This is a genomic window from Caproicibacterium amylolyticum, assembly GCF_014467055.1.
Classification (GTDB): domain Bacteria; phylum Bacillota; class Clostridia; order Oscillospirales; family Acutalibacteraceae; genus Caproicibacterium; species Caproicibacterium amylolyticum.
On sequence record NZ_CP060696.1, the window covers coordinates 98,075 to 121,384 of the forward strand.

The 23,310-nt window shown below is 51.0% G+C and carries 19 protein-coding genes; 15 read left to right on the plus strand and 4 right to left on the minus strand.

Annotated features, from left to right (window positions below; all coding sequences use genetic code 11):
• Window positions 1–124 precede the first annotated feature (124 nt).
• Window positions 125–547 carry a GNAT family N-acetyltransferase gene (locus tag H6X83_RS00445; protein ID WP_212507241.1) on the plus strand — a complete coding sequence of 141 codons (423 nt, stop codon included), beginning with the start codon at window positions 125–127 and terminating at the stop codon, window positions 545–547.
• A 57-nt stretch (window positions 548–604) separates the two neighbouring features.
• Here H6X83_RS00445 and fba read toward each other — a convergent pair whose 3' ends face one another.
• Both fba and H6X83_RS00455 read right to left on the minus strand, forming a co-directional pair.
• Complete coding sequence (fba, locus tag H6X83_RS00450; RefSeq protein WP_212507242.1) at window positions 605–1,543, minus strand: class II fructose-1,6-bisphosphate aldolase; 939 nt, start codon at window positions 1,541–1,543, stop codon at window positions 605–607.
• 156 nt (window positions 1,544–1,699) lie between these two features.
• A complete protein-coding gene (locus H6X83_RS00455) occupies window positions 1,700–2,491 on the minus strand; it encodes a DNA-3-methyladenine glycosylase family protein (protein ID WP_246419353.1) in 792 nt (263 codons plus the stop codon).
• Window positions 2,492–3,055: 564 nt separating this feature from the next.
• Here H6X83_RS00455 and rlmB point away from each other — a divergent pair.
• The 5 genes from rlmB (at window position 3,056) to H6X83_RS00480 (ending at window position 11,123) form a co-directional block, all read left to right on the plus strand.
• Complete coding sequence (gene rlmB, locus H6X83_RS00460) at window positions 3,056–3,838, plus strand: 23S rRNA (guanosine(2251)-2'-O)-methyltransferase RlmB (protein WP_212507243.1); 783 nt, start codon at window positions 3,056–3,058, stop codon at window positions 3,836–3,838.
• A 17-nt stretch (window positions 3,839–3,855) separates the two neighbouring features.
• A complete protein-coding gene (locus H6X83_RS00465; RefSeq protein ID WP_212507244.1) occupies window positions 3,856–7,164 on the plus strand; it encodes a PspC-like choline-binding domain-containing protein in 3,309 nt (1,102 codons plus the stop codon).
• A 203-nt stretch (window positions 7,165–7,367) separates the two neighbouring features.
• Window positions 7,368–7,895 carry an RNA polymerase sigma factor gene (locus tag H6X83_RS00470; RefSeq protein WP_212507245.1) on the plus strand — a complete coding sequence of 176 codons (528 nt, stop codon included), beginning with the start codon at window positions 7,368–7,370 and terminating at the stop codon, window positions 7,893–7,895.
• The gene (locus H6X83_RS00475; protein ID WP_212507246.1) at window positions 7,852–8,844 is read left to right on the plus strand and encodes a hypothetical protein; all 993 of its coding nucleotides are present in this window, start codon (window positions 7,852–7,854) and stop codon (window positions 8,842–8,844) included. Before H6X83_RS00470 ends, H6X83_RS00475 begins: the two co-directional genes overlap by 44 nt.
• A gap of 227 nt (window positions 8,845–9,071) precedes the next feature.
• The gene (locus H6X83_RS00480) at window positions 9,072–11,123 is read left to right on the plus strand and encodes an elongation factor G (protein ID WP_212507247.1); all 2,052 of its coding nucleotides are present in this window, start codon (window positions 9,072–9,074) and stop codon (window positions 11,121–11,123) included.
• Between the two features lie 184 nt (window positions 11,124–11,307).
• Here the strand turns inward: H6X83_RS00480 and H6X83_RS00485 are convergent, their stop codons facing one another.
• Entirely contained in the window at window positions 11,308–12,084 is a 777-nt protein-coding gene (locus tag H6X83_RS00485) for a M15 family metallopeptidase (protein WP_212507248.1), read from the minus strand.
• Window positions 12,085–12,198: 114 nt separating this feature from the next.
• Here H6X83_RS00485 and H6X83_RS00490 point away from each other — a divergent pair, with 114 nt between their 5' ends.
• From H6X83_RS00490 to H6X83_RS00530, 9 genes are all read left to right on the plus strand, one after another.
• On the plus strand, window positions 12,199–12,657 hold the full coding sequence (locus tag H6X83_RS00490; RefSeq protein ID WP_212507249.1) for a DUF4830 domain-containing protein: 459 nt from the start codon (window positions 12,199–12,201) through the stop codon (window positions 12,655–12,657).
• Window positions 12,658–12,713: 56 nt separating this feature from the next.
• Window positions 12,714–13,430 carry a pseudouridine synthase gene (locus tag H6X83_RS00495; protein ID WP_212507250.1) on the plus strand — a complete coding sequence of 239 codons (717 nt, stop codon included), beginning with the start codon at window positions 12,714–12,716 and terminating at the stop codon, window positions 13,428–13,430.
• Window positions 13,431–13,638: 208 nt separating this feature from the next.
• Complete coding sequence (locus tag H6X83_RS00500) at window positions 13,639–14,751, plus strand: ABC transporter ATP-binding protein (RefSeq protein WP_212507251.1); 1,113 nt, start codon at window positions 13,639–13,641, stop codon at window positions 14,749–14,751.
• 269 nt (window positions 14,752–15,020) lie between these two features.
• Window positions 15,021–16,106, plus strand: a complete 1,086-nt coding sequence (locus H6X83_RS00505) for a PucR family transcriptional regulator (RefSeq protein WP_212507252.1) — start codon at window positions 15,021–15,023, stop codon at window positions 16,104–16,106.
• 229 nt (window positions 16,107–16,335) lie between these two features.
• Window positions 16,336–17,019: a cell division ATP-binding protein FtsE gene (gene ftsE / locus H6X83_RS00510; protein WP_212507253.1), complete on the plus strand. Its 684-nt coding sequence runs from the start codon at window positions 16,336–16,338 to the stop codon at window positions 17,017–17,019.
• On the plus strand, window positions 17,016–17,924 hold the full coding sequence (ftsX, locus tag H6X83_RS00515; RefSeq protein WP_212507254.1) for a permease-like cell division protein FtsX: 909 nt from the start codon (window positions 17,016–17,018) through the stop codon (window positions 17,922–17,924). Before ftsE ends, ftsX begins: the two co-directional genes overlap by 4 nt.
• Window positions 17,914–19,188, plus strand: a complete 1,275-nt coding sequence (locus H6X83_RS00520) for a murein hydrolase activator EnvC family protein (protein WP_212507255.1) — start codon at window positions 17,914–17,916, stop codon at window positions 19,186–19,188. Before ftsX ends, H6X83_RS00520 begins: the two co-directional genes overlap by 11 nt.
• 97 nt (window positions 19,189–19,285) lie before the next feature.
• Window positions 19,286–20,080, plus strand: coding sequence for an N-formylglutamate amidohydrolase (locus H6X83_RS00525; RefSeq protein WP_212507256.1), 795 nt, complete (start codon window positions 19,286–19,288; stop codon window positions 20,078–20,080).
• A 63-nt stretch (window positions 20,081–20,143) separates the two neighbouring features.
• The gene (locus H6X83_RS00530) at window positions 20,144–20,896 is read left to right on the plus strand and encodes an arginase family protein (RefSeq protein WP_212507257.1); all 753 of its coding nucleotides are present in this window, start codon (window positions 20,144–20,146) and stop codon (window positions 20,894–20,896) included.
• Window positions 20,897–21,038: 142 nt separating this feature from the next.
• Here the strand turns inward: H6X83_RS00530 and H6X83_RS00535 are convergent, their stop codons facing one another.
• Complete coding sequence (locus H6X83_RS00535; protein WP_212507258.1) at window positions 21,039–23,153, minus strand: purple acid phosphatase family protein; 2,115 nt, start codon at window positions 23,151–23,153, stop codon at window positions 21,039–21,041.
• Window positions 23,154–23,310: the final 157 nt, after the last annotated feature.

The window sequence follows — 23,310 nt, forward strand, 5'->3', positions numbered from 1 at the left end:
CGGTTCGTATAATTTAAAATGATTTATACAGTTTTCAACCCTTTCAACAGAGTTTTCAACATATGCGTGGAAAAAACCTGTTGAAAACCAATAAACAAAATTTTTTTGTGGGGGTTCAGTATAAATGATCACTTATGAAAATGAATTGCATCCAGAAACGTACAATGAATTACGGGAACTGGTTGGCTGGTGCCGCATTGCGGAAAGACGTGCCGAAATTGGGTTGAATCACTCGTATTATCTGATTGCTGCAAAGGACGGCGAAAAAACCGTTGGTATGGCGCGCGTGATCAGCGATGGTGGGTATGTAGCCTATATTGCGGATGTTGTGGTTCACCCGGATTATCAGCGGCAGGGTATTGGCCGGGAAATGCTGCTGCGGCTCATGCGGTTTTTAAAGCAGGATTTGCGGGCTGGTGAGCGGATGATGGTTTGTCTTGGCGCGGCAGCGGGCAAGGAGCCATTTTACAAACTTTTTGGTTTTGAGGAGCGTCCCAACGCGCACAGCGGCGCGGGAATGTCCCAGTGGATTGAAAGTGATATGTAAAAAAACAAGCCTCCGGCGAAAAACCGGAGGCTTGTCCTATTTTTTATGAAATTGTAATCAGGCTTTGCCGTCGCAGCCCATAACTTCTGTAATCTTGTGAGCAACCATGTCCTTAACAGCCTGACGTGCAGGAGCAAGGTACTGGCGCGGGTCAAAGTGATCCGGATGCTCAGCGAAGTACTTGCGGATGGAAGCGGTCATAGCAAGGCGGATGTCGGAGTCTACGTTGATCTTGCAGACAGCCATCTTTGCAGCCTTGCGCAGTTCGCTTTCGGGGATGCCGATTGCGTTCGGCATGTTGCCGCCGTACTGGTTGATGATGTTTACAAATTCCTGCGGAACGCTGGAAGCGCCGTGCAGAACGATCGGGAAGCCGGGCAGACGTTTGGAAACTTCCTCAAGGATGTCCAGACGCAGCTTCGGGTCCTGACCGGGCTTGAACTTGTAAGCGCCGTGGCTGGTGCCGATAGCGATTGCAAGGCTGTCAACGCCGGTCTGGTTTACAAAGTCCTGAACCTGCTCCGGGTCAGTGTACATAGCCTTGTCGGCTTCGACGGAAACTTCGTCTTCCACGCCGCCCAGAGTACCCAGTTCCGCTTCAACAGTTACATTGTATTTATGTGCGTATTCCACGACTTTTGCGGCCTCGGCAACGTTCTCCTCGAAGGGTTTGGAGGAACCGTCGAACATAACAGAGGTGAAGCCGTCGTCGATGCAGGCTTTGCACATCTCGTAAGACGGGCCGTGGTCCAGATGCAGGGTAATCGGGATATCCGGGTTCTGGGCAACAGCAGCCTCAACCAGCTTTACCAGATAGGTGGGGTTGGCGTAGGCGCGGGCGCCTTTGGAAACCTGCAGAATGACGGGAGCTTTCAGCTCGCCGGCTGCTTCCGTGATGCCCTGGATGATCTCCATGTTGTTCACGTTGAAAGCGCCGATGGCGTAGCCGCCCTCGTAAGCTTTTTTGAACATTTCCTTGGTGTTTACTAATGCCATGGGTCTCACACTCCTAATCTTAATTTGGCAGTCTTATTATACAACAAATATGCCCAAAAAGGAATACAAACTTGTTGGAATCGTGAAATTGTTAAAAATTTGTCGCTTTCATGATACGCATTGGCAGTGTATTGACGGGAATTGTGCCGAAATATTTTATCCGGGAATTTCTTCCTCACTAGCGCCGGAGCGCACCCAGTCAAAAATATACTGCTGGGCAAGTCCGGCGGCAGAGCCGAAGGAGACCGGGTCAACACCGGGAAACCACTGCCCCATGGCGCGTTTCATCCAGACGTCCACCGGAAAGGCATCCATGCGGTGCAGGCCGTATAATAACGTGCAGTCTGCCACCTTTGGCCCCACACCGGTAATCTGCATCAATACGGCACGTGCTTCCGCAAGCGGCGCGGTGCGCAGCGCTTCCAGATTCACGTTGCCGTCCGCCACTTTGCGGGCGGCGTCCAGTATGTAGCGTGCACGGAAACCGCAGCGAAGCGGTGCAAGGTCCGTTTCGGAAAGTGCCGCCAGTGTTTCCGGCTGCGGGAATGGGTGCACAGCGGGACCGTTTTGAAAAGCCGCGGGACTGCATGCTTCCGTTTCCCCGCACAGGCGATCGATAATTCCCTGTATGCGCGGAATGTTGTTGTTTTGTGAGATAATGAAGGAGCAGAGTGTTTCCCAAGGTTCCTGCCGCAGAATGTGAATGCCGCAGCCGTGCTGTGCGGCTTTATTTAGGTTTGGGTGCAGCGCGGAAAGCTGCTTGCGCAGAGTTTCATAATCCGTGTTCAGGTCGAAGTAGATACACCAGAACGGGTCTTGCCGCAGCCGCGGCAGGTCCTGCTGAGTCAAGGTTAAATGTCTGTTGCCGACGGTACCGGAAAAAACATCCGGTGCAATTTCCCGCCAGCGGAAGCACTGCCCGCAGAGCAGTGTTTTGCGTAGGTTCAAAGAAGGTGCCGTCCTTTCAATAATGAAGTAGAAACGAGTATGCTGGAAATATTTCACGGAAAAAAGTGATGTATTTAAAATATCTGTAAAAAATGATATAATACTGCTAAATTTGAACGAATTTAGCGGGAATATGCGTTTAGTATAACATGAAAATACAGAAAGTTAAAGAGCAAAACCAAAATTAAGTTTACATAATTCATATTTCACACAGCATGAATAAATATTAAAAGGGCATTTTCTTGCGGGTTTTCCACACTCTCAACAGAGTTTTCCACACTGTCAACCAGCTTTTCCACACGAATTATGTAAACTTGTGTAAGTACATTTTGTATAAATGCCTTTTTTACGGGGAAAATTCTATGTATATTCTTTTAAAGAATTATAAAAGAAATTCCGGATTTCCACTAATCCACGGGGAAAACTTTTTTGGGGGAAAACCGAAGAAAAACCGCGGCCTCTTTTTGCTTCTTCTCTTTCAACATTTTTTCCGAAAGAACGTGCAGGAGTGACAGCCTTGTGGTATAATCAATTATTATGGGAAAAGTATCTGGAGGAGCCAACATGAAACCAAACCGGAATGAACAAGATGACCGTGTGCGCGGCGATGACATTATCGCTGGCCGCAATGCTGCAGCAGAAGCTTTCAAAAGCGGACGCACACTGGAAGCGCTCTATATTGCACGAGGACAGCACGGCGGCAGCATTGGCGCGCTGATTGCCCGTGCAAAGGAAGCTGGCGTACCGGTTAAGGAAGCGGACCCGCGCAAGCTCGACGCCATGTGCGGCGGTGCGGCCCATCAAGGGGTTGTAGCCGTGGCTTCCGTAAAAGAATATGCAAATTTGGATGATGTTTTTGCACTTGCAAAAGAGCGCGGCGAAGCCCCCTTCCTGATTGTTGCGGACGGCCTTGAGGATCCGCATAATTTGGGAGCGGTGCTGCGTGTAGCGGAGTGCGCGGGTGCGCACGGAGTGATTATACCCAAACGCCGCAGTGTTGGATTGACTTATGCAGTCGGCAAAGCCAGTGCGGGCGCGGTGGAGTATGTGCCGGTTGTGCGGGTGAACAGCCTGCCTGCTGTGCTGGATGAGCTGAAGGACCGCGGGGTGTGGCTGTATGCCGCCGATATGGACGGCGAACCGTGGTGCGGCGTGGATTACGCGGGGCCGTGTGCTATTGTAATCGGCAGCGAGGGCTTTGGCGTAAGCCGCTTAGTAAAAGAAAAATGTGATTTTGTCATTTCCCTGCCCATGAAGGGGAAAATCAATTCCCTGAACGCTTCCGTCGCCTGCGGTATCGTTTGCTATGAAGTGGCGCGTCAGCGTGCGGGAATCCACTCGAAGTAGAAAGTGGGGTCAGCAATATGGACGATAAGAAAGTGAATATGCCGGATGCCGCAGTGCAGCCGGAGGAGCCGTTGGCCGATGCAATGTCCTATGCCACCAGTGCTCAAAAGGAACGAGAAGCCGAGGAAGCAGAACTGCGCCGTGCACAGCAGGAACTGAAGCTGCAAAAGCAGGAGCAGGAGCGCGCCCGGCAGGCTGCCACAGCTCAGCAGGCTGGCTCGGTTTTGCAGACCGAATCGGCAGGACGGAACCGGTTCGAGGACGACGAACCGGAAAGTCGCCGCGAAAAGAAAAAGAAAAAAACCAGCCTGAAAAAGCAGGATAAAATAAAACGACGCCGCAAAAAAAATACTGCGGAAGAGGACGACCCGTATTATGGCCTGGAGTTGAAGCCCCTGGAGGAGTACCAGAAGCAGTACGAGGAAACACTTTCGTTTAAACCGGTCAAGCCGAAGGAACAGCCAAGTGAAATGACCGGAACCTTCACCTACCTGTTTGATGGCAGCACAGAGGATGGACAGGATCCGGAAATACAGACAAAACTCAAAAAACTGCATGAGGAGCGCCGCCGCCGTGTGAGTCAGGTAGTAAAAGAAAGCGGCACCTCCGATGTTGGAAAAGAGGACATCTTCTCCATTACCACAGCCATCAGTTTGGATGAAATTCGTAAGGCCGCTGCGGCAAAGGGCGTAAAAACGCAGCACTACCGACCAACCGAGGAAATTCCCGCAGTGCAACAGGAAAAGGCACCTGTGCAGGAACCGCAGCCGGTTCGGCAAACACCGCAGCGGGAAGCAATGCCGCAACCGGTGCAGGAGCCGCCCAAACGGCAAGAACCACTGCGGGCCGTGCAGGAGCCGCAGCAGGAAGTTCCCCCAATGAAGCCCGGAGAACCGGCGGAATACCGTCCTACCGGTACGCCGGTACATATTATTGCACTGCAGGATCTGACTACGCCGGTGTTTAATGAATCCCGCGACTATCCGCGCGGTGGGTATCGACCGGAGTCGGAGCAGCCGGAAGTGGGGCAGTCCGCGGGGAAAATCACACGTCTGCCGACTGCGCCGCCGGCGGAGAATACTGCGCAAGCCGAAAAACCTGCTGTACCGCAGGAAGAACCCGAACAGTCAAAGCGTGAAAAAGCGCCGGTCGTTCCTTTTGCGCAGGTGCATCCAGCAGCGGTGGAAACGCCGGAAGCGGAAGACCTGCCGTCGGAAGAACCCATATCAGCAGAGCAGCCGGTACAGGTACCGGATTTGTTTGCAAACGAGGACGAAGTGCAGCCGGAGCCGATGCAGCGTCCCGCCGCAGAAGTTCCGCTGCCGGGGACCGCGCCGGTGCCGCTGCAGGATGACCAGCCAACCTACCGGAAGTTTGAGGCCGCTGCAAAAGCAATGGTGCAGGACGTTGACCCGAATGCACCGGAGGAAGAGCCGGAGCAGCCAAAACGGAGAATTCTGCATCATGCGGCTCGTGCGCAGGCAGAGCAGTTGGAAGAAGAACAGTCCAAGGTAAAGCAGATGCTCTTTGGTGCCGGCGAAGATGAAACAGACGCGGACGCAGAACAGCTGGAGCCGGAGAATCAGAACAGTGACGAACTGGAAGACTATAATTCTCCGGAAGACGCGGCTTCTATATTTCATCAGCTTGGCGGCGATATGCGCGAGCTAATGCTGCGCCTGACCGTGACCGGCATCTGTGCAGTGTTGGAGCTGGTGTTTGGAATGCTGGGCGAGTACGGCTTGTTTGGCATGCCTCCGCTGAATATTACGGCATATTTAATTTGTAATCTTGTGTTTCTGGCGTTTTCCGTTGGATTCTGCGGGGTTACGATGCTCAACGGTCTGAAAGCGCTGGTAAAGCTGCGGGCAAATGCCGACACGGGGGTTGCTGTTGCCGGAATCGTTGGCGTGGTGCAGGGGGTCATTTCTCTGTTTGTGCAGGACCCTTTCCAGCACGGGCAGCTGCATCTTTATTCTGTAATTGTCTGCGGTGCGCTGTTCCTGAATACGCTGGGAAAGTTGCTGCTGGTGCGCCGGGTGAATAAAAATTTCCACTATGTAACTTCACCGGATAAAAAATATTCGGTTGATAAATTTGATGACCACAACACCGCTCTGCAGATGGCAGAGGGCGTTACACTGGACGCGCCGGAAATCGCCTATCAGCGGGAAACGGATTTTTTGAAAAACTTCCTGCGCCTGTCCTACAGCGACGACCCCAGCGACCGCAGCAGTCAGTTTCTGGCACCGGTGCTGTTTTGCGCCAGCCTCGTGTTGTTCTTAGTCATGCTGTTGTTTATTCAGCCGCATGACGTGAGCAGTGCGCTGACCGCTTTTGCCGCGGCAACCTGCGTGAGTGTGCCGATGATGAATATGCTTTCTGTCAATTTGCCGCTGTCACGCATCAGCAAGGTCGCGGCCCAGTGCGGCGGCATGGTGATTGGTTTCCCCGCCGTGCAGTATTACGCGGATACCAACGCGGCAATGGTTGACGCAAAGGATCTGTTCCCCAAAGGCAGCGTGATTCTCAATGGAATCAAGACCTTTGGCAACGCACAGATGGATGACGCGATTGTGGATGCCGCGGCGCTGATGCATGATGCGGGCGGCCCGCTTTCAAGCCTTTTCGGGCAGATTATCCAGAGCCGGAGCGAAGCGATGCCGAAAGTGGAAAATGTCCAGTATGAGGACGGCATGGGCATTTCGGGCTGGGTCGGCGGACGCCGCGTGTTTATCGGCAACCGCCGCCTGATGGAGCACCACAACGTTACGCCACCCAGTGAAAGCTTGGAAGCGAAGTACATTCAGGGCGGCAAGCAGCTGGCATATCTCTCGGTCAGCGGCGAGCTGGTGGCCATGTTTATTGTGACCTACCGTGCTGACCGTCACCGCACGATGGAGCTGCAGCGCATGGAGGACAATGGCATTTCGCTGATTGTCCGCAGTAATGACCCGAATGTAACGGCACCGTTTGTTGCAACGCTGTTTGGGCTGGATGTGCACACCGTGCGCGTGCTGCCGGAACGGCTTGGGCAGGTGTACAAAGCACTGGTAAAGAAATCGGAAAGGGAATCGCATGCACTGATTGCTACAAACGGCAAGCCCAGTACCATGATGCGGCTAATTACCGCCTGCGTGCGGCAGCGTGCAAACATTTCCCTTGCGGTCGTGCTGCAGAATGTCGGTGCGGTGCTTGGCTTTGTGCTGGTGGCGTTCCTGTGCTGCCAGAAAGGCATGCAGCAGGTTAGCACGCTGAGTTTAGTGGTGTACGAAGCATTTTGGACACTGGTGGTCTGGCTGGTGCCAAAGCTGCGGAAACCGTAAAGACTCTTATGAAAAGCATTTGAAAGCGGGCTGCCTGCGCTGCGAAGTAAGTTCCCGCTTATTCTACGAAAATTATTGATAGAGCAAAACGCCGGATAATCTGCTGAGGTTATCCGGCGTTTTTTACACAGAATATTTAGAAAAATTTTCTTGTACTGTAGCGTTTTGCCGTTCTGCTTCGTGTTATTGGCAAAGGGGATGAAATGATGAAAAAAGAGCCGATGCGCACACAAATGTTTATGGAGTGCGCAGTCAAGCGGTTTGGGACACCCGTGTATCAGCTGGCACTGGTGCACACCCAAAACCGTGCGGATGCCGAGGATGTTTTTCAGGAAGCATTTCTGCGGCTATATCTGGATGCCACACTGTTTGCGGATGACGAACATCTGAAAGCATGGTTGCTGCAGGTAACCATAAATGCCTGCCATGACCTGCACCGCAGCGCATGGAGCCGCCGGAGGGCGGCACTTTCGGAGGATATCCCCTTTGAAACAGAGGAAGACTCCGGCCTTTGGGCAGCCGTCGCGAAACTGCCGCAGAAGTACCGGGACGTTATCCATCTGTACTACCAGGAGGGCTACTCCGCTGAGGAGATTGGCAATATTCTGGGGCGAAAGACCGCAACCGTGCGCACACAAATGTGCCGCGCACGCGAACTGCTGAAATCTGAATTGGGAGGAAACTACAATGAAGAACGAGTACAGGAAAATGTGCAGCCAGATCACGCCTGATGATGCATTAGAGGATTTAACATTAAGACAGTTCCAAATTGGGCCTGTAAAAGCACACAAAAAGCACAGGGTGTGGAAACCGCTAACGATTACCGCCGCTGTTCTTGCATTTGCTTTTGTTTTCCCACTTACCCAGCCCGGCATCGGATATATTATTTCGAATGATGACACAAAGGATATGGTGACAACCGGTACCCACAACACCTTTGGTTTAGCAGCCTATGCGGCAGACGGCAAACTGACCGTAGCCTCTAACGGCAGTCAAGTAGCCTTCGGCGGTACTTGTGGTTCAAAAGGAACCGCAGTCGGTTTCACACTTCAGGATGTATTTCATGTGGCTGGAACCAATATTGCACAGCTGGAGGTCAGCATTGACCGCGGCGAGCTGACACGCTATGAAATGGTCACAAAAAAAATTTTTGATGCACATATGGGTGGGATGGATCGTTTCCTGAAGTCCGAGGTACAGGCAAAAGGGATAGATGAGGATTTTACAGTTATAACATCTGAAAATAAAGATTCTTTAACCTTAAATTTTGGAGAAGTGAAGCGGATGGGCAAGCATTTTACAATGCCTTATGAGCAGCAGTATTATTTTGGATTCTTTATTCCAGCCGAAGATGCAGCAAAGATTGCACCTGCAGCATCTTCTAGCGATGCATTACTCGACTATTCGTATGATTTGAAAAAACTGTGGGCAATCGATGAAAAAACCGGTGTTAGAAAGGACAAGGAGTTCTTTAACGGAGCCACAATTACTATGAAAGTAACCTATTTGAATGGCCAAAAAGAAACAAAAACACTGCATTTGAAGGCCGGAAATAAGGCTTTCAGATGGACAAAAAATTGGGAACAAAAGGCAACACCGTTTTTCACTTATGCAGTGCCAAAGGGGCAGGAAACAAGCAAAGATGATTCTGATTATGTTCTTTACGCCGACATTACCTGACAAACAAAAGCAAATACAAAAACGCACTTTTCAGCGTCCGGTCTCGCCTTTGCAGCGGGCTGGACGCTATTTTTATGATATATTGTCTAAAAAAGAAGAATAATATATGTTGGAATTATATGAATTTCCTAAAATCCCTTGTCTGGAGTAGTAATTTACGCTATAATAGCAATATATTTTAAGAAATAATTTATTAAAAATTACTACCCATGAAGGGGGTACCAAAATTGAAACCGTATTCTGCAAAAGCTATCCTTAATATCGCACTGGCAGGCCACTCCGGTGCCGGAAAAACCAGCATTGCCGAGGCGATGCTCAAGCTTTCCGGCGCGACTGATCGTTTGGGAAAAGTCGGCGACGGCAACACCGTCTGTGACTATGACCCGGAGGAGACCCGCCGCAGGGCAAGTGTTTCCGCCGCGGTGGCACCGCTGGAATGGAAAAATCATAAAATCAATCTGCTGGATGTGCCCGGCCTGTTTGATTTTGCCGGCGCAGCGGCAGAGGCGGTTCGCGCGGCAGACAGTGTGCTGATTGCGGTCAGCGGTCGGGACGGCGTAGCAGTCGGCACCGAAAAAGCGGTTGCGGCGGCGGATGCACGCGGCTTGGCAAAGGCTTTCTTTGTGAACGGCCTGTGCGACGAAAGTGCACGGTTTTACCGTGTGTTTGAGGACCTCAAAGCCAGCTTCGGTCCTGCGGTTTGCCCTGTGGTGGTGCCGTATATTGAGGACGGTAAAGCGAATATCTACATAAATCTGCTGGAATACAAAGCCTATGATTACTCCAACGGTGCTCCGGTCGAGGTCGATATGCCCGACATGGGCGACCACCGCCTGCAGGGCCTGCGCACCGCTATCTGCGAGGCTGTCGCAGAAACCAGCGATGAACTGTTTGACAAGTATTTTTCCGGTCAGGATTTTACGCCGGAAGAAGTCATTGTGGGTGTTTCCAAGGGTGTTAAATCCGGTACGATTATGCCGGTGTTCTGCGGCGATGCGTTGCTGATGCGCGGCATGGAGCAGTTTTTGGATGGCATTACCTGGCTTCTTCCCTGTGCGGCGGACAAAGCTGCCGAAATCGGCGCGGATGTGAACGGCGACCCGGTGGAGCTTGCTGTTAAAGAGGATGCCGCCACAGCGGCCATTTGTTTTAAAACGTTGGCTGACCCGTTTGTGGGCAAGGTCAGCTTCCTAAAATGTGTTTCCGGTAAAATTGAGCAAGACGGCACCCTGCTGAATATGCGCACGGGCGCTTCCGAGCATATCGGCAAGGTTGTACTGGTACGCGGCAAAAAACAGGAGGATATGCGCGTGATTCCGGCGGGCGATATTGGCGCGGTGCTGAAGCTTTCCAGCGTTTCCACCGGCGACACCCTCTGTGCGCCTACCCGCAAGGTCACCCTGGACGGTGTGAATTATCCAGTGTCCTCCCTGCGTATGGCAATCATTCCGAAAAATAAAGGTGAAGAAGATAAAATTGCACAGGCTGTTTTCCGCTTAATGGAGGAAGACCCCACCATTGGTTACGAAAATAATGCCGAAACACACGAAATGGTCATTTCCGGGCAGGGCGAACAGCATCTGGACGTAGTGCTTTCCCGCCTGCAGAACCGTTATGGTGTAGAGGCAACTTTGCAGACACCGCGCGTTCCCTACCGCGAAACTATCCGCAAGACCGTAAAGGTGCAGGGCCGCCACAAAAAGCAGACCGGCGGCCACGGTCAGTTCGGTGACGTTTGGATTGAGTTCAGCCCCTGCGACAGCGAAGAACTTGTATTTGATGAAAAGGTTGTTGGCGGCAGTGTACCGAAGGGCTACTTCCCCGCTGTTGAAAAAGGACTGCGCGAAAGTGTCGAAAAAGGCCCGCTGGCGGGTTACCCGGTGGTTGGCCTGCACGCAACGCTGTATGATGGCTCCTACCATCCGGTGGACAGTTCGGAAATGGCATTCAAAACGGCGGCAAGCATTGCTTACAAAACCGGTATGCCGCAGGCAGACCCGGTGCTGCTGGAACCAATCGGCACCCTGAAAGCAGAGGTGCCGGACGGCAACATGGGTGACCTCATGGGTGAAGTCAACAAGCGCCGCGGCCGCGTACTGGGAATGGAACCGACACAGGCGGGGTATCAGGTGATTACCGCAGAGGTGCCCATGGCGGAAATGAGCAATTTTGCAACGTTCCTGCGGCAGTCCACGCAGGGCCGCGGCTCCTATACCTTTGACTTTGTGCGGTATGAGCAGTGTCCGCCGCAGGTAGCGGAGAAGATTATCGCGGGGTAAACAAGGTCGCTTTGACGCACTTTCTCAGAAAGTGCGTGGGTGTGGGCTGAAGCCCGCGGTCTTATCCCTTGACCGTAAAGCCCTTGGCAGTAAAAAAGTGTATACAGTAAGCGTTCCCTGCGGTGGCGAAGCCGCGCCGCAAAAAAATCCGTGAATCACGATAACGCGACTCACGGATTTTTTATTATGCCAGATATTCTTCCAGACAAACACCTTGGTCGTGCATCTGCTTTGCGGCGGCAACGCCGACGTAGCGGAAATGCCATGGCTCGTAGATAATGCCGGTAATCTGTTCTTTTCCTTTGGGATAGCGCAGAATAAAGCCGTATTTGTAGGCGTTCTGTATCAGCCACTGTCCCTCCGGCGTTTTTTCAAACGTTTCGTCACACAGCTGGTTGGTCGTGCTGCCAAAGTCAACCGCAAGTCCGAGATTGTGCTCGCTGGTGCCGGGCTTGGCCACAACTGTGGCAGCCTCAACCGCCGCATTGGCAGCACCTTTCCGTTCCGCTTTGCGAATCTCGGTTTTATACAAGGTTGTCTGGTAACTGATGCTTCGGTATCCGGAGCAGATAAGCAAATGATAGCCGCTGTTGTTGCAGTCATCAATCATCTTTTCCAAGGTGCTGGCGGCGCGGGAATCAAAACGTGCGTTTTTAACAGCGGTGGTTTTCACCGTGAAACTAATTGGCAGCGGATGACTTGCATTTACCAGGCGCAGTTCCCATGCGCTTTTGTCAATCACGGCGGAGGCCTGTGCGGTGGATACTGCTTTTTTCACTGTGGAAGCGACTGGCGCGCCTGTGGGAACAGCTTTTGGAAAAGCTGCCAGCAGTGCGTGTGTGCCAAAAGAAGCGGCGCCGATGACAGCAACCGCAGTCAGAATAATCGCCGCATGGCGCCGTTTCTTCGTTTTCTTATAGTAAATTGATACTCGTGGTTTCCTTGGTTTGTAAGCTGCCATAATCATGCTCCTTTAAAATTTCAAGATTTATTATAGCATAATGTTCCCGCTGCGGGTACTGAATCTTGGCGGATTAACATATATTTACAGTAAAGCAGAATGGGAGGTGAAACTGTGACAATCTCTTTTCACGGCATGAAAAGAAAGATTTTTCTTGCGGTGGCTGCTGCAGTGCTGGTAACAGCGGTGCTTTTCCTGCTGACAGCGGTCGGCGCAAAGGGCGGCATTCCGGGGGGAAAAAACAGTGACCGTGTGGCGTTCCTGACCCAGTGCGGCTGGAAGGTGGAGCAGGAGCCGATGAGTACCAGAGATGTTGCGGTGCCCGCGCAGTTTTCAAAGGTATACCAGAATTACAATGAGCTCAACAAAAAAGCGGGCTTTGATTTGACAAAGGTCGCTGGCAAGACCTGTCATCAGTATGTGTATCGGGTAACAAATTATACCAGCAAACAGGAAGTTCATGCTACCCTGCTGATTTTTGAAGGGAAAATCGTCGGCGGGGATATTTCTACAGCGGCACTGGACGGTTTTATGCAGCCACTGCGGCAGATAAGCACAGGCAGCACTGCTTAAAGTTGTGTTTCGGCAGGATTTCGGGTATAATGCAGGTGGAAATGAGGTGATGCGCCATGGCACTGATGCGGCTGGATAAGCTGCTGGCGCTGCAGACAGGCGTAACCCGGCGGGAGGCTGCTGCTTTGGTGCGGCAGGGTGCCGCCTGCCTGAACGGACAACCCCTGCAGGACCCGGCCCAGCGGGTGGAGCCTGCCTGCGTAACGCTGCACGGCAAAAGCCTTGGCTACGAAGAATTTGTTTACCTAATGCTGAATAAACCGGCTGGAGTCCTGACGGCAGCAAGAGACAAGAAGCAGCCGACAGTGATGGATCTGATTCCGCCGGAACTGTTCCGGCGTGGTATCCAGCCGGTCGGCCGGCTGGATAAGGATACCACCGGTCTGCTGCTGCTGACGGATGACGGTGCTTTGGCACACCATCTGCTTTCCCCGAAGCACCATGTTTGGAAAACCTACCGCGCACAGTTGAGCGCTCCCCCGCGTCCCGGTTCGGAAGAACGCTTTGCCGCCGGGGTGAAACTCTCGGACTTTACCTGCCTGCCGGCAGAACTTCATTTGCTGGAGGACGGCAGTACCCCCACCTATGAAGTGTGTGTGCATGAGGGCAAATTCCATCAGGTAAAGCGAATGTTCCTTGCACAGGGCTGCGAGGTGCTTGCCCTGTGCCGCACAGTGTTCGGCCCCCTTTCACTCCCGGCAGATTTGCCGGAGGGTGCCTGCCGCTTGCTGACTGCGGAGGAACGGAATGTACTGTGCAATGCGAAAAATTGACACTTTGCCTAAAAACTTAGCTTTTATTTTGACAAACAGCTTTGACAAAATGGACGAATTTAGACTTGTCTTTTTGGCTTTTAGGAGAATTTCATAAACCTGCGGGGGCAAGTTTGGATAAAAAACGGCTGTACAGGCCGCGGTTCTTCTGCTATGATAATAGCAATCGATTCCGAGACAGAGAATGAAATAACAGGAGGCACATGTTATGGCAAGCGTATCCTTGAAACATGTTTACAAAATCTATGACGGCGGCGTACAGGCTGTAAGCGACTTCAACCTTGAAATCGCTGATAAAGAATTCATCATTCTGGTTGGTCCTTCCGGCTGCGGCAAATCTACTACTCTGCGCATGATTGCAGGTCTGGAGGAAATCTCCAAAGGCGAACTGTACATTGGCGATACCTTGGCAAATGATGTTGCACCGAAAGACCGCGATATCGCAATGGTGTTCCAGAACTATGCACTGTATCCGCACATGACAGTTTTTGACAACATGGCGTTTGGTCTGAAACTGCGCAAAACTCCGAAGGACGAAATTAAGGCGCGCGTTGAAGAAGCAGCCCGCATCCTTGATATCTCCCATCTGCTTGACCGTAAGCCGAAGGCTTTGTCAGGCGGCCAGCGCCAGCGTGTTGCTCTGGGCCGTGCTATCGTGCGTGACCCGAAGGTCTTCCTGCTGGATGAACCGCTGTCCAACTTGGACGCTAAACTGCGTGCACAGATGCGTACCGAGATCAGCAAGCTGCATAAGCGCTTGGGCACAACTTTCATCTATGTTACACATGACCAGACAGAGGCTATGACCATGGGCGACCGCATCGTGGTTATGAAGGACGGCATTATCCAGCAGGTAGATACCCCACAGAACCTGTACGATTTCCCGGTTAATGAGTTTGTTGCAGGCTTCATGGGCAGCCCGCAGATGAACTTCATCGACGCAAAGGTCAACAAGGGTGCAAAGGGCTACACAGTCGACTTTGGCAAGTACAGCCTGCTCATCCCGGCGGACAAGGCCAAGGCAGAAACACTGGACGCTTATGTCGGCAAAGACGTTGTGTTCGGTATCCGTCCGGAAGATGTGCATGATGAACCAGAGTTCTTGAATGATCATCCGGAGTATATTGCAGACGCACAGGTTGATGTTACAGAACTGATGGGTGCTGAAACTTACCTGTACCTGACCTGCGAGGGCAACAACCTGACTGCCCGCGTTGAGCCGACCTCCACTGCAAAGACAAACGACAACATTAAGATTGCCTTTGATATGGAGAAATGCCATCTGTTTGACAAGGATTCTGAGATTACAGTTCTGAACTAAAAATAGGAACCTTTACAAGGAGGGAGCTGCACTGCGTGTAGTTCTCTCCTTTTTGTTTTACCTGACGAAGAATTCAAGAAAAATTTATGAATTTTTTTGTGAAACAGTTGAAAAGCATCGCAAAAGTATGTAAAATATATAAAAGCTTTCTTGATTTTAAGGGATGCTTTTTGTCAAATCATACATTGCAATTTTCATGCTTATTGTTCTATCCGGCAAAACTGCCGTGGGAACGCATTTCAAATACTTTGTAAAAGCGAGGGATTCTTATGTCCAACAGATTATTTCAGGGCGTTGTTCATCAGATGCGCGATGCCATTGACCGAACCATCGGCGTAATTGATGAAACATCTGTTATCATTGCCTGCAGCGAGCTTGGCCGCGTTGGCGAAGTGAACGAAAGCGTTACCGCTGAGCTGATGATATCTCAAGATACATTTGTAGTGAACGGCTACACCTACAAAGCTTTTGGCAGCATGCCGCGCCCGGAGTATGCAGTTTTTGTACTGGGTACGGACCCTGAAGCAGCACGTTATGCAGCACTGCTTTCTGTGTCACTGTCCAGCATCAAACAGTACTATGACGAAAAATATGACCGCAGCAACTTTGTGAAAAACGTCATTATGGACAACATCCTGCCCGGTGACATTTACCTGAAAGCACGCGAGCTGCACTTCAACAATGATGTGAACCGCGTCTGTATGCTGATTAAGGTGACAAACAAGACAGATGTTGCCGCTTATGACGTTGTGCAGAACCTGTTCCCTGACAAGAACAAGGACTTTGTCATCAACATCAATGAAACCGACATTGCGCTGGTGAAAGAGATTAAGCCCGGCATTGACAGCAAAGACCTTGAAAAGCTGGCCGGTTCCATTGTGGACACCCTTTCCAGTGAATTTTACACGCACTGTGTGATTGGTATCGGCACCGCAGTGGAGGGTGTTAAGGACTTGGCGCGTTCCTTTAAGGAAGCACAGGTTGCATTGGAAGTCGGCAAGGTATTCGACACAGAGCGCAGCATTGTGCGTTATGACAACCTTGGCATTGCACGCTTGATTTATCAGCTGCCCACCACGCTGTGCGAGATGTTCCTGAAAGAGGTCTTTAAAAAGGGCAGCATTGAAAGCCTTGACCACGAAACCCTGTTTACCATTCAGCGTTTCTTTGAAAACAACCTGAATGTTTCCGAAACAAGCCGCAAGCTGTTTGTACACCGTAATACGCTGGTTTACCGCTTGGAGAAAATCAAAAAGATTACCGGCTTGGACCTGCGCGAGTTTGAGGATGCCATTGTCTTTAAGGTGGCACTGATGGTTAAGAAATATCTCAATGCAAATCCCGTAAAATTCTAATAAAGAGCGGCCGTACCGGAAAAACAGTACGGCCGTTTTTTCTATAAAGGTAAAACTGTGCAGAGCAATAGTTTGATTTTTCGTTTGTTCATATTCTGCTCACAGTTTACAAAATGATTACAATATAATTCAATTAGAGAATTATATTTGCAGAATGTGTGGTATTATGTTAACGCATACTGCAGAACTCTGCAAGTATGGGAAAATGAATTGGAATGGAGCGATCTGCTTGATCGAGTTGAGTCATATTAGTAAGACCTACCCGAATGGCACCCACGCCCTGTATGACGTGAACCTGCACGTGGATAAGGGCGAGTTCGTGTTTATAGTGGGTTCCTCCGGTGCGGGCAAAAGCACCCTGCTGAAGTTAATTACCTGTGAGGAAAAAGCGGACGGCGGCAAGCTGACGGTGAACGGCCAAGATTTAATCAGCATTAAGCGGCATGAAGTACCGTACCTGCGCCGCACGATGGGTATGGTGTTTCAGGACTTCCGGCTGATTGCCAAAATGACCGTTTTTGAAAATGTTGCGTTTGCCATGCACATCGTCGGCGCAAGCCGCCGCGAAATTCGCAAACGCGTACCATACATACTGGGATTGGTCAATCTGCAGAGCAAGGCAGACTGTTACCCGGCGGAACTTTCCGGCGGCGAGCAGCAGCGTGTTGGTTTGGCGCGTGCGCTGGTGAACAATCCGAACATGATCATCGCGGATGAACCGACGGGCAACATTGACCCGGCACTGTCCTTTGAAATTGTTGACCTGCTCAGTGAAATCAACCTGCGCGGTACAACAATTCTGATGGTTACGCATGAGCACAGCCTTGTGAAGCATTTTCAGAAGCGCATTGTTGAAATTCACGGGGGCCGCATTGTGGCCGACACCAATGAACTGGGGGCCGCAACGCTATGAAGAATTTTGGGTATTTGCTTAAAGAAGGCATTAAAAACATCTGGACAAACCGCACTATGTCGCTGGCTTCCGTAGCGGTGCTGATGAGTTGCCTGCTGATGACAGGCGCGGCGGTGCTGTTCAGTTGGAACATTAAAACCGCAATGAGCATGGTGGAGGGCAACAACTCCATTAAAGTTTACATTAAACAAGACGTGCCTTCCCTGAAAGCACTGCAGATCGGCGACCAGATTCGTAAGCTGGACAATGTTGCCACCTGCGACTTTGTTTCCAAAAACGACGGCATGAAAGAAATGAAGCAGATGGTCGGCGAGCAGAATGCCGGCCTGCTGGACGGCTTGGAGGGCGATAACAACTGGCTGCCCGATGCTTTCCGTATTTCTATGAAGGACCTTTCCAAGTACAAGGAAACCGCCTCAAAAATCACATCTATTGAAGGTGTGGACAAGATTTATGATTATCAGGAACTGGCGGACAAGCTGACGCACATTGACAGTATCGTCACCAATGTGGGTCTGGTTGTGGTGGTTGCGCTCAGTTTGGTTTCGCTGTTCATTATAGCGAACACCATTCGTGTTGCTATGTACTCCCGCCGCCTGGAAATCAGCATTATGAAGTCGGTTGGTGCTACTAACGGATTTATCCGCGTGCCGTTTTTGGTGGAAGGCATGGTAATTGGTCTTGCGGCGGGCGGCATTGCGGCAGGGCTGCTGCATCTGCTGTATTACCGCATTGTCAGTTCCATGGGTATCAGTGCACTGTTTAATGTCGTGGATCTGAACCGCATGATGGGGCCGCTTGTGGCGGTGTTTATGCTGATGGGTGCGCTGTTCGGCGCAGTCGGCGGTATTATATCCATTGGACGCTACCTGAAAAAAGAAGGAGGTTCTATCGTTGGCTGGTAAAGAGCACAAAGCAAAAAAAATCCTTAGCAGCATTGCTTCGCTGTGTATTGCGGCGGCAGTGGTGCTGTCCCCTGCCGTATCTACCGTATATGCGGCGGATGATGTAGCAACCTTAAAGCAGAAACAGGCTGAATACGCACAGCAGAAAAAGGATAATGATGCAAAGCTCAGCCAGCTGCGGCAGGACAAAAGTCAGAAAGAGGCCTATAAGGAAACACTGGTCAGTCAGATTTCGACACTGCAGAACCAGATTGATACATACAACACGCAGATTCAGGAATTGGATGCCAATATTCTGAAGACCCAGCAGGAAATAGCAGGCAAGCAAAAAGATATTGCTGCTAATACGGAAAAGCTGAAACAGCGTTTGTGTGCGTTATATATGTCCGGCGGTGCCAGCAATCTGGAAATTCTGCTTTCTGCGGAAAGTGTGATGGATTTGGCGGACAAAACAGAAGCTCTGCAGATGGTGACTGAACATGACACTGCGCTGATTGACACCTTGAAAGCGGACATGGCGGCTGTCAAAAAGCAGAAAGATGCCATCGAGCAGAACCGGCAGGATGCTTCCACAGCAAAGACCGCGGTTTCCGAAAAGCAGAACGAGCTTTCCGGCCTTGTCAGCGAAGCTCAGAGTGTGATTGATGACATGGCCTCTACAGAAAGCAATCTGCAGTCCGTCAGCGATTCCTTGGCGCAGAAAGAGGAAGAAGCCGGCAAGGCAGTTGACCAGTGGTACAAAGAATACGAAGCAAGCGAACAGAAAAAGAAAGTGGAAGCAGCCCAGCAGGCCGCACAGAATCAGTCCGGCAGCAACGATGGAGGAAGTGGCGGTGGATCCGCCTCTACAGGCGGCGGCAGCGCCATTGGCAGCGGTTCCATGATGTGGCCGGTGCCAAGCTGCACCACCATTACCTCTCCATTCGGTTATCGTGACAGTCCTGGCGGCATTGGAAGCACAAACCATAAGGGCGTGGATATCGGTGCAAGCTACGGTGCACAGATCGTCGCCGCCGACAGCGGCGTAGTTGTGCAGGCAGGCGACAACGGTTGGGGCTACGGCAATCTGGTCATTATTGACCATGGAAATGGTTTGACTACCTACTATGGCCACATGAGCAGCGTCGCGGTCAGCAGCGGTCAGACAGTCGCAAAGGGCCAGCTGATTGGTTACGTTGGCAGTACCGGCAACAGTACCGGCCCGCACTGTCACTTTGAAGTGCGTAGCAACGGCACAGCGGTAGACCCAATGGGATACGTTTAAAAGTAAAAGAAGATTTATAAAGGCAGCAACCACATGGCTTAATTGTGGTTGCTGCCTGTTTTACAAGCCATAATCAGCATACAGGAAAGGCATGACAATGCATAAGATTTTTGAGTCAGGAACGCAGCCCTTCACGATTTTTAATGAATATCGGCAGGATTTTCCGATTGTGGTCAGCCTGCCGCACAGTGGCGTCTGCATTACCAGAGAAATGAATGAACAATTAATTGATGGTGTGGTGTTGCCCAACACCGATTGGTACTTGCCCGAGTTGTATACATTCCTCAAAGAAATGGGCATTACAGGTATTGTCAATCACATGAGCCGCTATGTCATTGACCCCAATCGTGCTCTGGATGCAAGCGAGGCAAAGTCTTATAAAACGAACCTGATTTACAAGCGAACCACACAAGGATATGCCATGTACCGGTCAAAACTGCAAAAACAGGAGGTTCAGAGCCGCATCCGTGATTTCTATGAGCCGTACCATCAGGCAGTGCGGTGCTTATTGGAGGAAAAGGAAAAACGCTTTGGCCGGGTGTATTTATTTGACTTGCACAGTTTTGGCTTGGATATGGGTGCAGATATCGTTTTGGGCAACCGAAACGGTGGAACCACCTCGACGGAGCTTATGCAGTTTGTCAGGGCGTCTTTGGAACAGCAGGGCCTTACTGTGCAGGAGAATCAACCGTTTTCCGGCGGCTATATTACCCGATGGTACGGCGCAGCGGAAGACTGTGAAGCGCTGCAAATGGAGCTTTGGTATCAGACATACATTGACCGCCGTGACTTCGGCAATGAGGAATTGCCAGCCATTGACCGCACACTTTATAGCGGCACGCAGCAGAAACTACAGGCTGTCTTTCAGTCACTGTGCCAGCGACTGGGCTGATGCTTGGTTGGTTTCAAAAGGTAATACTGGAATCAAAAAATCCGGTGAAAGTGAGGAATCGAAATGACACAGAAAAATGTCATTATGGACTTTTCACGCGTTTATGAGCAGGAGAATTTTTACCGCCACACACACTTTGACTGGATTGACTGTACCGATATTGCGGGAACCAGCTGCTACTGTACTGCGCAGGCCGCCGCGGAGATTCGGCGGCGCATACAGGCGTATCCGGTGCAGGGCATTCATTTTCTGGATTCTGGGGATTATCATTATGTCAGTGAATTTTGGATGGAAAAAGTACAGGAGCCGTTCAATTTGCTGCTGTTTGATTATCACAGCGATATGCAGCCGCCGAAATTTCCGGAACTTTTGTCCTGCGGCTGTTGGGTAAAAAACGCAATGGAGCAAAATCCGCAGCTGCAGCAGGTGTGCATTGTAGGGCCGGACGAGAGCGCCTTTGCTGGTCTTGCGCAGCAGTACCGCGGGCGGCTGCTGTGTGTCAGTCTGCAGGCGCTGCAGGAGCAGGAAACGTGGAAGCAGCTGGCGAAGCTGCAGAGCAGCCTGCCGGTGTACATATCCATTGACAAGGATGTGCTGAACACCTACTTTGCCCGTACCGACTGGAGCCAGGGAGGCCTTTCTCTGCCGGTGCTGGAAAGGCTGCTTTCGCTGTTTGAATCCCACTGCCGGGTAATTGGCATTGATATTTGTGGGGAAAGCAAGGCGGACGTCCGTTTTTTGCTTGATAACCGGGAAGAAGAAATCAATAATGCCTCCAACCTGGAACTGCTGCGGTTTCTGTTAAAAAGTGCATAAAAAACGGACCCGCGGCGGTGGCGGGTCCGTTTTTGTGTTGTGTATCAGGGGGAAAGTCCTGCACACAAGGGAATAAAGTATATGAAAAAGATGTCTTATAAACTGAGAAGATAGAAAACAGAAATCGTGAATTTATCGCCGGTTAGCCCACAGTGCCGCGGAATACACAGTAGAGTTTGTCATCCAGCATGATGTAAATGCCGGTCTGCTGGCCTTTGCTGCCAATTGCGCGGATGCCGTACAGATAAGTCACGGAGCCATCTGCGTTGGATTTGCTGCCCTTTGCCAGTGTCTGCAGGGCAGAACCGCTGCCGACAGTGAAAGCAGGCTTGGTGCCGCCCTTTGGTACAGTAACGGCGAAGGTGTACTGCTGGCCTTTCTTTACAGCCAGGTCTTTGTTGGTGTCGCTGGAGAAAGGACGCGCATTGGTGGAAGCTGTGAACTGTTTTGTGCCGTTTACATAGATGCCGACTTCCTTATTGTTGTGCAGGCCGTAAACTGCGTAGGTTGCGGTTTTTGTGGAAGCATTCCATGCTTTCAGTGTGTTAATGGTTGCATCCTTGCTGCCGGCATTGACGGAAGCAGGAGCCTTGTCTGTCTTTACAGTGAAGGCAGTGTTGTAGCCGAGCGGTGTTTTTACAGTGCCGCTCTGGCTGCACTTTACGGTGGCGGTATCTGCGGCGCCGTTCTTGATAATCGTAAAGGTCTGGTCAATCTTTTCAGTGCTGCCGGCATCGGTGATTTGGTATGTATCAATCTTGAAAGTGTCATTGGTCAGGTCAATGACGGAGTAGCTGGGCAGCCAGTTTTGGCTGCGCTTTGCGACGTAATCCTGCTGTGTGGAAAGAAGTTCATAATACTTGGAACCGGAAGCGGAGTTTGCAGTCATGTAAAGCGTGCCGCTCGGATTTGTTACCGTGCCGGAGGGTGCGTCCTGCATCACATAGCACTTGTTGTCTGCCATGAATTTGTTGTGGGCGCTCTGTGCTTTACTGTTGCCGGCGGCGGGGCTGAACGGAATGGTTTCGCCGGTAACGTTGTTTTTTACGTTGTCCCAGTCGTAGTCATTGGAAGCAGTGTCAAACGGCATTTCATATTCGCCGTGGGACTGTGCGTCACCCTCCAGAAGCTTGGTGCGGCTGTAGGTGTGGTCATGGCCCTGCAGTACAACGTCCACATCATATTTGTCAAAAATCGGTGTCAGCTGTGTGCGGAGAATCATGCCGTCTGTTTCAGAATGGTCAAGGCCGGAGCCGTAAATATCCTGATGGATTGTAACGATGCGCCACTTTGCGGAGGGGTATGCGGCAGTCGCTTTTTTCAAGGTATCTTCATGTTCCGCACAGTTGTAGTTGTTGGTGTTCAGTACAACAAACAGCGCACTGCCGTAAGAATAATAATAGTCACTGCCGGCGGTCGTTTTGCCGTTGCCGGTGGGGTTTGGATCGTTGAAATGATAGCTGTAGTCTTCATTCAAAGAGTCATGGTTGCCAATCGTGGTAGCAACTGGCAGGCTCTGCAGAACGTTGGCATTCAAAAAGCCGGCGTATTCTTCTTCTTTTGCTTTGCCGGTTTTGTTGACCTGGTCGCCCGCGGAAATGATGAAGTTTAGGTCAGGATTCTGCTGTGCGGCAATGTCAAGGGTACGGTCCCAGCCGTAAGCATCGTTGCGGGCGGCAGTGTTGGCCTCACCGTCTTTTTCCTCCAGTTTGGCGGCGTTTTGTGTCTGTCCTTTGGAAGCGCCAATCTGCGGATCACCGACGTACAGCATCTTCATATGGGAAAAGCTTCCGGTTTTGTACTGTACAGGTTCGGACTTTTCACCATTGCGTTCTACGCTGTAGTAGTAGGTGGTGTTTTCGGTCAGGCCGGTTACTGTGACGTGGTTGTACTGATAGCCGCTGACGAGTTTTTCATTTACTGTGCCAAAGGTGCCCGTGAATTCTTTCAGATTGTTTTTGTCAGTGCCGAACAGGACAACCGGTGTGGCATCTTTGCCAGAAACTGTTTTGCTGTACCAGGCAAAGTTCATCTGGGTATCGTCTGCACCGGGTGTCATGGAAACCTTGGTATAGTCTGTAGAAACGGTTTTCCAAGTTTCTGTCCAGTCATTCCACTTGGTGTCGGTAGAGGAAACGGAGGAAGATGCACCGTTGCAGAATTTCCCCTCGGTTGCTGCAAATACCGCAGAACCTGTGGAAACAACAACTGCGCAGGCCAGCACGCCTGCCAGAACTTTTTTATTGCGTGGATTCATAATCTGTATACCCCTTTTGCTTCTCAAATTTTGCCCGGTGGGAACCAGACTGAAGCCGGTTTTCGGCGTGTCCCTTGCCGTGCCAAAAGGAGTATAGCACCTAGTAAAAGCGGGTACAATCCAGATTACAAAAGCTTTAGAAGAAGTTAAATTTGAT

Coding starts and splice junctions, on each gene's coding strand:
- H6X83_RS00525 (WP_212507256.1), top strand. CDS start 19,286: ATGCATAAGATTTTTGAGTCAGGAACGCAGCCCTTCACGATTTTTAAT.
- H6X83_RS00485 (WP_212507248.1), bottom strand. CDS start 12,084: ATGGCAGCTTACAAACCAAGGAAACCACGAGTATCAATTTACTATAAG.
- H6X83_RS00475 (WP_212507246.1), top strand. CDS start 7,852: ATGAAGAACGAGTACAGGAAAATGTGCAGCCAGATCACGCCTGATGAT.
- fba (WP_212507242.1), bottom strand. CDS start 1,543: ATGGCATTAGTAAACACCAAGGAAATGTTCAAAAAAGCTTACGAGGGC.
- H6X83_RS00500 (WP_212507251.1), top strand. CDS start 13,639: ATGGCAAGCGTATCCTTGAAACATGTTTACAAAATCTATGACGGCGGC.
- H6X83_RS00530 (WP_212507257.1), top strand. CDS start 20,144: ATGACACAGAAAAATGTCATTATGGACTTTTCACGCGTTTATGAGCAG.
- H6X83_RS00470 (WP_212507245.1), top strand. CDS start 7,368: ATGATGAAAAAAGAGCCGATGCGCACACAAATGTTTATGGAGTGCGCA.
- H6X83_RS00465 (WP_212507244.1), top strand. CDS start 3,856: ATGGACGATAAGAAAGTGAATATGCCGGATGCCGCAGTGCAGCCGGAG.
- ftsX (WP_212507254.1), top strand. CDS start 17,016: ATGAAGAATTTTGGGTATTTGCTTAAAGAAGGCATTAAAAACATCTGG.
- H6X83_RS00505 (WP_212507252.1), top strand. CDS start 15,021: ATGTCCAACAGATTATTTCAGGGCGTTGTTCATCAGATGCGCGATGCC.
- H6X83_RS00445 (WP_212507241.1), top strand. CDS start 125: ATGATCACTTATGAAAATGAATTGCATCCAGAAACGTACAATGAATTA.
- rlmB (WP_212507243.1), top strand. CDS start 3,056: ATGAAACCAAACCGGAATGAACAAGATGACCGTGTGCGCGGCGATGAC.
- H6X83_RS00495 (WP_212507250.1), top strand. CDS start 12,714: ATGGCACTGATGCGGCTGGATAAGCTGCTGGCGCTGCAGACAGGCGTA.
- H6X83_RS00535 (WP_212507258.1), bottom strand. CDS start 23,153: ATGAATCCACGCAATAAAAAAGTTCTGGCAGGCGTGCTGGCCTGCGCA.